The 13067-nt window shown below is 40.7% G+C and carries 1 protein-coding gene; it reads right to left on the reverse strand.

Going from position 1 to position 13067, the window contains the following annotated elements; translation table 11 throughout:
- Positions 1–262: 262 nt before the first annotated feature.
- Positions 263–12661, reverse strand: coding sequence for an accessory Sec-dependent serine-rich glycoprotein adhesin (locus SK629_RS08460; protein WP_042901438.1), 12399 nt, complete (start codon positions 12659–12661; stop codon positions 263–265).
- Positions 12662–13067: the final 406 nt, after the last annotated feature.

Genomic DNA, 13067 nt, shown 5'->3' on the forward strand with positions numbered 1-13067 from the left:
CTATAGTAGAAGAATGTTAAAAACGCTTAAAAAGATTGTGAAAGAGTATAGATTCAATTTAAATCTCGGTCTTTCTTTATACTAAATCATTTTGTCTTGATAATATCAAATAAAATTATAAAACATTGAAAAACATTCCTATTCTAAATTATATCATCATTTTCTCTTACAAGACAACCAAAAACCCTTGAAAAGTTAAACTTTTCAAGGGTTTTCTTTCAGTATTTTTACTTAATAAGGAAACTTTTTATTGGTATTCTTATTAATCTTCCTGATCATTTTTACGACGTTTCGCAATCAATCCAAGACCAGTTATGGCTGCCAAAGCACCAAGTAGTACAGATGATTTAGATGCTTCTGTACCAGTATTTGGTAATTGTTTTCTTGAATTGCCTTCTGATTCTGTTCTTGATTCAGAAGCTGACATATTTGCTGCGACTGATGTAGACTCAGAAACTGACATGCTTGCTGATTCAGAACTTGATACGTTTTCACTTGATGAAGTTGACCCTGATACTGATATTGATTCACTTACTGAGGTGCTTGTTGAAGCTTTCTCTGAAGCTACCTTAGACACTGATTCACTTACTGAGGTACTTGTTGAAGCTTTCTCTGAAGTTACCTTAGACGCTGATTCACTTACTGAGGTGCTTGTTGAAGCTTTCTCTGAAGTTGCCTTAGACGCTGATTCACTTACTGAGGTGCTTGTTGAAGCTTTCTCTGAAGTTGCCTTAGACGCTGATTCACTTACTGAATTGCTTGTTGAGGCTGATTCTGAAGCTTTCTCTGAAGCTACCTTAGATGCTGATTCACTTACTGAATTGCTTGTTGAGGCTGATTCTGAAGCTTTCTCTGAAGTTGCCTTAGATGCTGATTCACTTACTGAATTGCTTGTTGAGGCTGATTCTGAAGCTTTCTCTGAAACTACCTTAGATGCTGATTCACTTACTGAATTGCTTGTTGAGGCTGATTCTGAAGCTTTCTCTGAAGTTGCCTTAGATGCTGATTCACTTACTGAATTGCTTGTTGAAGCTGACTTAGATACAGATGTACTTATTGAATCATCGACACAAGAACATTTTGGTGAAGCAGAAATACTTGTACTAATTGAAGTAGAAAGTGATGCTGATTCTGAGAAGAACTTAGATACAGATGTTGAATGTGAAGTGCTTCCTGATAACGATTCTGAGAAGAACTTAGATACAGATTCTGATTGCAATTTACTTGTAGATAGTGATTCTGAGAATAGTCTAGAAACTGATTCTGACACTGATGTACTTACAGAATTTCCTTCTGATATCAATTTAGAAATTGATGCTGACACTGACTCACTTACTGAAACTGCCGATTCGCTCACTGAGTTGCTTGTTGAGGCTGACTCTGAGGTAAGTTTAGATGCTGACTCACTCACTGAGTTGCTTGTTGAAGCTGATTGTGAAGCTACTTCTGAAGCACGTTTAGATGCTGATTCGCTTACTGAGTTGCTTGTTGAAGCTGACTCTGAGGTAAGTTTAGATGCTGATTCACTTACTGAGTTGCTTGTTGAAGCTGATTGTGAAGCTACTTCTGAAGCACGTTTAGATGCTGATTCGCTTACTGAGTTGCTTGTTGAAGCTGACTCTGAAGCTACTTTAGATGCTGACTCACTCACTGAGTTGCTTGTTGAGGCTGACTCTGAAACTACTTTAGATGCTGACTCACTTACTGAGTTGCTTGTTGAAGCTGACTCTGAGGTAAGTTTAGATGCTGACTCACTCACTGAGTTGCTTGTTGAAGCTGATTGTGAAGCTACTTCTGAAGCACGTTTAGATGCTGATTCGCTCACTGAGTTGCTTGTTGAAGCTGACTCTGAAGCTACTTTAGATGCAGATTCACTCACTGAGTTGCTTGTTGAAGCTGATTGTGAAGCTACTTCTGAAGCACGTTTAGACGCTGATTCACTTACTGAGTTGCTTGTTGAAGCTGACTCTGAAGCTACTTTAGATGCTGACTCACTTACTGAATTGCTTGTTGAAGCTGATTCTGAAGCTACTTTAGATGCAGATTCACTTACTGAGTTGCTTGTTGAAGCTGACTCTGAGGTAAGTTTAGATGCTGATTCGCTTACTGAGTTGCTTGTTGAAGCTGACTCTGAGGTAAGTTTAGATGCTGATTCGCTTACTGAGTTGCTTGTTGAAGCTGATTGTGAAGCTACTTCTGAAGCACGTTTAGATGCTGATTCACTTACTGAGTTGCTTGTTGAAGCTGACTCTGAAGCTACTTTAGATGCAGATTCACTTACTGAGTTGCTTGTTGAAGCTGACTCTGAGGTAAGTTTAGATGCTGACTCACTCACTGAGTTGCTTGTTGAAGCTGATTGTGATTCTACTTCTGAAGCACGTTTAGATGCTGATTCGCTTACTGAGTTGCTTGTTGAAGCTGACTCTGAAGCTACTTTAGACGCTGACTCACTTACTGAGTTACTTGTTGAAGCTGACTCTGAGGTAAGTTTAGATGCTGACTCACTCACTGAGTTGCTTGTTGAAGCTGATTCTGAAGCTACTTTAGACGCTGACTCACTTACTGAGTTGCTTGTTGAAGCTGACTCTGAAGCTACTTTAGATGCAGATTCACTTACTGAGTTGCTTGTTGAAGCTGACTCTGATGTAAGTTTAGATGCTGATTCACTTACTGAGTTGCTTGTTGAAGCTGACTCTGATGTACGTTTAGATGCAGATTCACTCACTGAGTTGCTTGTTGAAGCCGACTCTGAGGCTTTCTTAGAAGCTGACTCACTTACTGAGTTGCTTGTTGAAGCTGACTCTGAGGTACGTTTAGACGCTGACTCACTTACTGAGTTGCTTGTTGAAGCTGACTCTGAGGTACGTTTAGATGCAGATTCACTTACTGAGTTGCTTGTTGAAGCTGACTCTGAAGCTACTTTAGATGCTGACTCACTCACTGAGTTGCTTGTTGAGGCTGACTCTGAAACTACTTTAGATGCTGACTCACTTACTGAGTTGCTTGTTGAAGCTGACTCTGATGTAAGTTTAGATGCTGACTCACTCACTGAGTTGCTTGTTGAAGCTGATTGTGAAGCTACTTCTGAAGCACGTTTAGATGCTGATTCGCTTACTGAGTTGCTTGTTGAAGCTGACTCTGAAGCTACTTTAGATGCTGACTCACTCACTGAGTTGCTTGTTGAAGCTGATTCTGATGTAAGTTTAGATGCTGACTCACTCACTGAGTTGCTTGTTGAAGCTGACTCTGAGGTAAGTTTAGATGCTGATTCGCTTACTGAATTGCTTGTTGAAGCTGACTCTGAAGCTACTTTAGATGCAGATTCACTTACTGAGTTGCTTGTTGAAGCTGATTGTGAAGCTACTTCTGAAGCACGTTTAGATGCTGATTCGCTTACTGAGTTGCTTGTTGAAGCTGACTCTGAGGTAAGTTTAGATGCTGACTCACTCACTGAGTTGCTTGTTGAAGCCGACTCTGAAGCTACTTTAGATGCTGATTCACTTACTGAGTTGCTTGTTGAAGCTGACTCTGATGTAAGTTTAGATGCTGATTCACTTACTGAGTTGCTTGTTGAAGCTGATTGTGAAGCTACTTCTGAAGCACGTTTAGATGCTGATTCACTTACTGAGTTGCTTGTTGAAGCTGATTCTGATGTAAGTTTAGATGCTGATTCACTTACTGAGTTGCTTGTTGAAGCTGACTCTGAAGCTACTTTAGATGCTGACTCACTTACTGAGTTGCTTGTTGAAGCTGACTCTGATGTAAGTTTAGATGCTGATTCACTTACTGAGTTGCTTGTTGAAGCTGACTCTGAGGTAAGTTTAGATGCTGACTCACTCACTGAGTTGCTTGTTGAAGCTGATTGTGATTCTACTTCTGAAGCACGTTTAGATGCTGATTCACTTACTGAGTTGCTTGTTGAAGCTGATTGTGAAGCTACTTCTGAAGCACGTTTAGATGCTGATTCACTTACTGAGTTGCTTGTTGAAGCTGACTCTGAGGTAAGTTTAGATGCTGATTCGCTCACTGAGTTGCTTGTTGAAGCTGACTCTGAAGCTACTTTAGATGCAGATTCACTCACTGAGTTGCTTGTTGAAGCTGATTGTGAAGCTACTTCTGAAGCACGTTTAGACGCTGATTCACTTACTGAGTTGCTTGTTGAAGCTGACTCTGAAGCTACTTTAGATGCTGATTCACTTACTGAGTTGCTTGTTGAAGCTGACTCTGAAGCTACTTTAGATGCAGATTCACTTACTGAGTTGCTTGTTGAAGCTGACTCTGAAGCTACTTTAGATGCAGATTCACTTACTGAGTTGCTTGTTGAAGCTGACTCTGAGGTACGTTTAGATGCAGATTCACTTACTGAGTTGCTTGTTGAAGCCGACTCTGAAGCTACTTTAGATGCTGACTCACTCACTGAGTTGCTTGTTGAAGCTGACTCTGATGTAAGTTTAGATGCTGATTCACTTACTGAGTTGCTTGTTGAGGCTGATTCTGAGTAAGCAAGAGAAGCCGATTGGCTAGTGGAAGCACTTGCAGACATTGATTTATATACAACATCTGATACAAGTGGTTTCACCGTATTCTGTGTACCATCTTTATAAGTAATGGTTACAGTACCGTCTGGAGATATGCTATAGCCAGCATCTCCTGATTTAATACGATTTGCAACTTCAGGGTTTGAAGCTTTCACCGCAGCAATGACAGCTTTCTTATCCTCTTCAGTCAAGGCAGTTGCATTGGTTACTGGTACTGTCGAAGGTGTAACAGCTGGGAATTTATCTCTCAATTTGCCTTGAGCAAGGATAAAGGTTTCCGTCTGTGTTTCGTTACCATTAGCATCTCTTGTGATAATTTTACGTGACCAACGGTTTGCTGTATATTCAGGAGTCGTTGTTCTTAAACCGTTACCTGGTCTCCAAACTTGGTCTGGTTTATATGTACCTGTTGTTTCTACAGTAGCAGGGGTTGCTTCTGTAGCATCAGTTACTCGATTATTGAAGGTAGGTTTCTGAACAGTTGCACCCACTAATTCTCCACGCAATGCATAGTTAGAGTCAATAAAATTCGTTTTAGTTGAAATGCCATCTGAAACTTCGATTTTATCTACTTTACCACTATTATCTTTAGCAGTAGCTACAAATCGGTATTCATCTCCAGCAAAGATTTCATAACCATCTGGTTGCCCTTGGATGATTGTCTTCTTAGGTGCTGGAACCCACTGACCATCTGCATCCTTAATTTCAAGAGTGTATGTAACTTCTGGAGCTTGGTTTTCTTTGGTAATTGAACCATTTCCAACTTCTGAAGTAAAGGTGTCAGTTGTATTCGCGCCTGCTGGAACCGATTGGGTAGCAGTCAAGGTCGCATTCTTAGTCAACAAACCATTAGCGTCATATTCATTAGCCAAGTCTGTCTTATCAAATGTAACTTCTGTTACACCTTCAGGAACTTCCTTGGTGTATGAACGTGTCGTATTTCCTACAGCAACATTCAAGGTTACAGTTGCACCTGGTTTAACATCTGTAATCGTAATTGACTGGTCTGGCAAACCACCTTTTTCAGTCATATTTTGGATAACAGGTGTCTTCAATGAAACAGCTAGGTCCGTAACAGGGATATCACGTGTTGTCGTATCCTTGTAGGTAACCCTTACAACACCATTTTGGATGGTAATGTCTTGAATACGCTCAGCTTCTCTAGCATCCCTTGTATCATGCGCTGCGCGAACTGCTGCCTTAATATCGGTTTGGTCTTGTTCAGTAAGGCTATCTGTATTCGCAACTTTAAGCAGACGACTTGGGTTGAGGCTAGCGTTCTTGTCGCTCAGTTTTCCTTGTTTCAGACGGAATGTAGAACCTAACTCTGAAGTGTTGTTCTGAGCATCGGTCGCTGTAATCGAACGAGTGACACTCCAATCTCGATAAGCGAGATCTGGTTTAACTGATCCTTCATTTGTTACATTTGTTACGGTTGCTGGATTATCTTCTGTTGCAGTAGTAGCACCAGAAATCATGGTATTTGTTGTCGTACCCCATTGACCAGCCAGAATATTCGTAGTTACATTACCTGTGTTGTCTCCTATACGAACTCCAGATGATACAACCTTACCACTATTATCCGTAAATTTCGTTTCAAATTGAAGTTTATCACCTGCATAGAAGGTATAAATAGGCCAACCGTTTTCAGTTACTGGTGTCAGTTCTTTCCATGTATTGGTTGCTTTATCCCATACCTTAACCGTGTTGCTCTTAACGAGAGGTGCTACCCTTTCACCAGTGATACTTGCAGTTGCAGTTGCTGATGTCAAGGCCTCTGGCTGGTTATTGGTTGGATTTGTTTTGGTAACTGACTGAGTGACTGTTACATTGTTGGTTCCTGATGGAAGCACACCATTATTTGCTGAATATACCGCTGCCAACTCTTCCTTGGTAAAGGTTACTGTTCCATCTTGACCAGCTGTTTTCGGAGCAAGCGCTACTCCAGCGACAGTCATGTTAACTGTTGCGCCAGGAAGGGCATTTTCTACCGTGATTGCTTGGTCTGGCAAGCCACCTTTTTCTGTTACTGTATCAGCCTTGATAGTCGGTGCTTGTGGTTTGACCTTGATGAGAACCCGAGGATCGTCTTCATGTCTTCTGTCTGGACTTGAATCAGCTGGTAGGGCTACATCTACATTGTGAGCATAGATACCTGGAGTAGCAATCTCTGTTACTAGCTGATCTTTTCCACCTCTCCAAGTAAAGGTTGTTGCTTCAGGTGCTGTTGGAGATTGTGTAGTTGGCTGAACAGCTTGTTTAGCGTCATCGATGATATATCTTAGGGAATCAACGTCACCAGCAGTTGTTTCATAGACCTGTTTTGCCTCGTATTTATAATCATTAAAGGTGAAGGAAGCAGTCGATGTCAAGGCAGGATTTGAAGCCGTTGCTGTTCCAAAACGTCCGTTAGGGTATTGAGCAGTTACTGTATAGGTCGTTCTGTGAGGACGTCCTGGAACTCCATTTTTATCCTCGTGTTGCCAGATATTACCAAGGTTGGTACTGTTGTAGCCTGTGTTGATTAGTTCCCCTTCATTGTTACGTTGGTAAGTGTAGGCCCATTTCGTTCCTCTTGGTAAATCACCAATCTTCACATATTGACTTGTCAAACCTCCCAGTTTATTGGTCTTGCCATATACTGAGTAGAAGGTTCCTGTCAAACCGTGTTCTGTGTAGGTTTCTAGTTTTCTGTAGACATCATACTTGTAGTTGACTTCATCTACCGAACCGTCTGCATAGGTAACAACCAGAGTAGCTGTTTTGTTTGTTGCATCTTCAGATACTTTCGGTACAACTTTATTGGTTGTAGGGTCAGTTACTGTCTGGTCTGCAACGTTTTTCCATACTACAGTTGCACTAGATGGGATGTCACCTAAAAGGAAGTCTCTTGGATCTTGTTGGGACAAGTCTGTCTCGCCTTGAACAGCATAGAATTTACCAACACCATCTGCCGTTTGGTTTTTGGCTGCTGGTCTATACTTATCCGCCTGACTTTGAACAGTGATGGAAATATCTTTGGTTGCTGGATTATTTTTCTTATCCTGTGCAGCAATCGTAGTATTCAGTGTTTTCCCTTTTTGATCTACAGCTGGTGTTCCTACGATTTTACCATTTTCATAACGAAGACCTTTTGGAAGATTAGTTACTGTTGGATAGCCTTCTTTGACCCCTACACCTGCATCCGTTACACTAAGTTGGATATCTGTATCAGAAAGTGGCTCTCCTGCTGTTACAGTAAATCTTGTAGTTTCAGTTGTTTCATTATTTTTAAATGTTTTAATAACTGGTGGCGTAGTATCAACGGCGATTGCACGTACTGTGTCAGTATCACTAGTAACACCATCCGCAGTTGCTCTAGAGATTATATCTGTACCATCTTTAACAAGGCTATCTGGAAGAGTGATTACACCCGTGTTTTGATCGATTATCACTCCTGTAGGAGCACCTGGAATCGTCCATCTTCCATTGTTTTTCTGTGCTTCAATCGTTCTAGTTGTTGTCGATCCTGTAGGTGTATAGGTTACGCTGACACGGTTAGTGGTTGTCTCACTTGCCTTTGGTGTAACCGTAATATTACCATTTTGACTGTTTACATTACCGTTTGGAGCTGTTGGTTTCACCTTAAATACAACCGTTTGTTGTTTGTCAACTGCGAAGGTTGTACGTGTTTCACTGTTTTGGTTCTTAGTTTCTGTAGGGAAAACCGTCTGGGCGATACGAGTGTATGTACCTGGATTGCTAAGTGTTTCGTTAGCATCTATTGCCCCTCTATTGCCGACCCATTCAAAGTTCATACCTGTTGGGAAGAAGGTATCATCTTGGACTGTTCCATTATTCGTAGTTGCCAGATAATTATGAGCATCCCCAAGTCTCGTATTAACGTTAGTCAAAACTTCGTTGTTATTAGAAAGGTTTTTCTTGACAACATCTACCACACGATATTTCATGTAGTAGGTAGAAGTGTTGGTTCCATCAGAAACATTGATTCGGGTTGTTTTAACACCTAGGTCTGCATTGTTGGCTACTGTTCCAGAAATCTGACGGACACTGTATTTAGCGCTTTCTGTTTTACCTGTTTGAGCTGCGAAGGCCTGAGCAGTTACACCTGAAGGAAGTGCATCTCCAGTAAAGGTCATAGTCTTCAGGTTACCCGAGTTATCCCACGCTTTGAAGATTGGGTTGAATTGTGCACCACGGTAAACTGTAAAGAGGGGATTTGCTGGTTCTGTGGTTGGCAAGTCATAACCTTGGACTTGCAATTTAGGTGCCACTCTATCAGTTACAGTAAAGTTAACTGGCACGTCATCCGTCGAACCATCTGGATAGGTTACTACAACTGTACGTGTCAAGCGTCCGTTAGAAACTGTTGGATTTTCTCCATTCTTCCATGCGTAGCTAATTGCAGTTCCTGGAGTTGTTCCCTTAGCTGGCAAGTTAGCTTTATTGGTGATGTATGCTTCTGCTGGTTGGTAGCCTGATACTTGACCATTTGCTGGTAAGTCCAATGTGGCGTTTGTAGCAGCTACAGGAACATATTTATCTGACTGCTTACGAACCTCGATACGGACATAAGCATTGTTTGTATCGTTATTAGCAGCATTATTATTGGTTAAACTAGAAGCATCATATCCAGAAATATAACGAGTCCATCCTGTTGAACCATTGTCAGCGACAGTTTGACCCCTACCAACTTGACCTGCAATATTTACCTTGTAGGGACTAGCGTCTGTTGCATTTCCAGCACGTCCCAAGTTATTGCTTTTATCTGTAAAGGCAACATTGGTTCCTTTTGAAGGATCTGTGATGCGTGCTTCATTTCTCACTGCAAAAGAAGTTGATAAATCAAAGGTCGTTGTCTGTCTATCATCTACCTTGACTTTTTCCAACTTACCGCTGTTATCCGTCAAGTTGACATCAACATCAAAGGCTTCTTCACGGTAAACGATAATCTTGTGCCCTTCAATCGTTGCGCCTTTATTAGCAGTGATATTTTTGATAGTTGGAACAACTGTATCTGGTGCTAGGGCTGTTCCATTAGATGTCGCTCCGTCAGAGTTGAAGTTGTAGCCTGTTGCAGTAACACGACTAAGGTCTTTCACTTCTGGTTCTGCAATAGAGACCACACCATTACTTGAATTAAGCGTTACTCCTGATGGAAGTGTATCCGTCGTTTGCCACTGATTACCAACTTTATTTACACTGAAATTAGTAGGAGCATTGGCATCTGAAGGAGTATAAGAAACCTTCATGCGGTCAGTATTTGCCTGTGGAGTAATTGTTACACTACCATCAACTGGTGTATCAATTTGAGGAGCTACTGGTGTTCTCTCTTTTACGACATTCTCGAAGAAAACATCTTTCGTATCAATAGAGTCATTACCCTCATTATCTTTATAGACAACTTGGATTTGTTTTGTCAATCCGACCTTACCAGTTGCAAAGGTTGCATTAGTCAAACCATGACTGTTCAAGACTTCTCGTTTTTCAGTTTCTGATAGGATTGAACCCAACTTGCTCTTATCCATTGTTTCAGGCAAGGTTAGGTAGACAGTTTTCCCATTAACAGTTGCTTTAACAGCCATTTCTTCATTGTTGCCTGTACCAAACTCTCTATCATTCCCTACCCAGCTTACAGAAGTTACATTTAAATTAGAAAGAGAATTACTTTGTCCAGAAGGAACACGGTTCGTGTTTGGTAGAACTGCTGCCCCACTATTGCTTTGGTTTACTTGTGTTTTGTACCCGTCCATATCGTCTGGCATCGCAAATCTATCAACAGTTGACGATACATTGTCAAAACCTTGAATAACTGACGCCGCGTCACGTAGAGATGTCCCTTTGGCAATTTGAGTTGAAGTAAGTCCCTCATTAATAACAGGTTCAAAGACATCGGCCTGGGTTACAATACGGAAAGGAATATCATAAGTACCATTAACTCCTCGAACATTTGCTTTCAGAGTATAGTTCCCTTTTGAAAGTTTAATACCAGAACGTTCATTCGCGTTATACTGGATAGCAGTGCTACTGTCATTACGTCCATTAATAGCATAGGTGACTGCTGCGTTAAAAAGTTCCGTTTTTCTTCCATCTACTCGGTCATAAATCTCTGCTATCTGATTAAGACCACTAGGTCTGGTAAAATCGTTCAATCGACCCCATTTTAGGAAGGTATTTGGCACACCGTTCTTCAATTGCAAATAATAACGTTCTTGAGAACCGTTCATCTGCATGAAGTTTCTATGACGTGAATTTTCCAAAGAACGGAAACCAGCCATATAGTAGTCTTTCGTATTTGTAGCACTTGTCGTTGTATAAGTGATACGGTATCCTTCTAGACGGGCAGAACCTTTAGGGTGAATAGCATAGATGTTTTGGGTTGCATCTTGGATTGTTTGGAAAGCAAAATCACCTGCTTTTTTCACAGACTCTGGTATTTTATCTGTTTGGTAAAACACCGCTGGATTTTCATGAGCAAAGTCATGTAGAGATGTTAGATTTCCTTTTCCGACACCGTTTGGCCCAACACCACTGGCATCGTTATAGTAGAAAGAGCCACCGTTATTATCGGCATTCCCTACGGCCCAACGCATATCACCTTGCTTGCTATTGTGACGGAAGGCATAATCTCCATTACCAGTACCCAAAAGATTCCATGCTCCACTTGCTCTATCTTTTTGATAGAAATTCATCTGTGTAATGGTATGACCTTTTGGTACAGTAAAGTAGAAATATGGATTGTCGTGTGCTTCTCCACCCTCGTTGAAAATAACTTCCCAGTTCGTTGTTTGACCCGAGCGAGTTGATTTCATGTAGACATTCTTTTTAATGTCTTGAACCAAAACACGAGTAGCAATATTGCTTCTTCCTGGTGCCTGCTCATTTCCCTGTCTTCCTTCAGTCGCATAAAGGAAAGTTCCTTCTTTGTAGATATTAGCCTTAGAGTTATGGGCAGTCGCATCAGCTTTCGATACTACATATCCAACTGTTGAGGTTTCAAAGTTTTGATTTCTATTTTCAGGCGCAACTTCTCTGAAACCAACTCCCTGTGCCATCTGCTTACCATTCAAGGCACTACGTTTTCCATTTGTAGCACGTTGAACCGCATTTGCAATAGAAGCTTCAGCTGTTCTGGCTTGCTTGATAACTGCTGCCAGATCAGCATTTGGATTTTTAAGAGCTTCTTCGATAGCTGTTACGGCATCATTAACCTTGGCAACTGCTGCGTCTGTATTTGGCAAACCAATAGACTTAGCTAGGAATTCACCCATAGATGCTGAAATCTTAGAAAGTTTTTTACGATCTTCTTCAGCTTTTTTTGTTACCGTTGCATTTGCAGATGCTGCAACTGCTGCATCTGTTGTTGCTGTCGTTAAACTATTTTCTACAGAAGTAGGTGCATCTAAACTCTGACCGATGTGAGCAATCGCATTCAGGTTACGATTGATAGCATCCGTAAGAACTGTATTTGCTGCTGGTTCTTCCTTACGAGTAGAAGCTGCACGATCTGCAACAGTCTCTGAAGAAGCAGTCGCTACAGATTCAGCAGTTACAGGCTTGCTTGATTCAGAAATTGTTGCTGATTGGCTAGCTGATTCACTTAGAGAAGCCGATTCACTTAAGGATTGACTTGCACTTTCTGATACACTTTGAGACTGACTAGCGCTCTCTGATACACTTTGAGACTGACTAGCAGAGGTTGATTCTGACTGACCAGCAGTAGTTGACTGAGTAGAGGCTGTAGTTCCTTCTTCTGTCTTATCTTTTACTGTTCCTAGAACCGCTGAATCTCTCAGGGCAAGAGGTTTTTCTCCTCCTACTTCTTTTTCAACCGTTACATTCTCATTTGCATATACATGTCCTTGGGTAGCCATCGCTCCCCCAAGCACCGTTCCCGCTGCCGCTATTCCTCTCAGGATGTCCAAGCCTGTCAGAGTACTTGAGCTATGTTCTTCCACAACCTCTGTCACAACTTGAGCAGCGTCTACACCGCCTCGTAAAACTTTAAAGAGTCCAAATTGAGAGGTCGAGGCACGCAACCAGTGCTTACCAGACTTGATCAATTTGAAACGGGTCACACGATCCGTCTCTCTATATTCACCGTTTTGGCGTCTAAAAAACATATTTTAGATTCCTTTCCATTCATTTTTATGTGTATTTAACAATAAAATACCACTCTATATTATACAGTTTGTTTTCAAACTTTTCAACATTATATAAAACATTTTTACCTAAAAAAAAAAGTAATTTACATTTATATTTTTGTTGTTTGTACGTATTTTTATAAATACACTTAAAAGTATTATTCCAAGCCCTTTTTTGACTTTGAAATTAAGTTTTTAAACGTTTTTATATTATTAAATTGAGAAATATTAAATTTTTGTTACAAAATTTTAATAGAAATTCCCAAAAAAATTTTATAAAAATTTGATTTGTTTTTTATGCTTTTTCATTCTCGATTCAATATTTTATCATATTTTTATGTTTTACCTTGTCTCAATACTTGCTTTTACAGTTTAGATATACGTT

It is taken from the genome of Streptococcus mitis (assembly GCF_000722695.1).
Lineage (GTDB): Bacteria > Bacillota > Bacilli > Lactobacillales > Streptococcaceae > Streptococcus > Streptococcus mitis_O.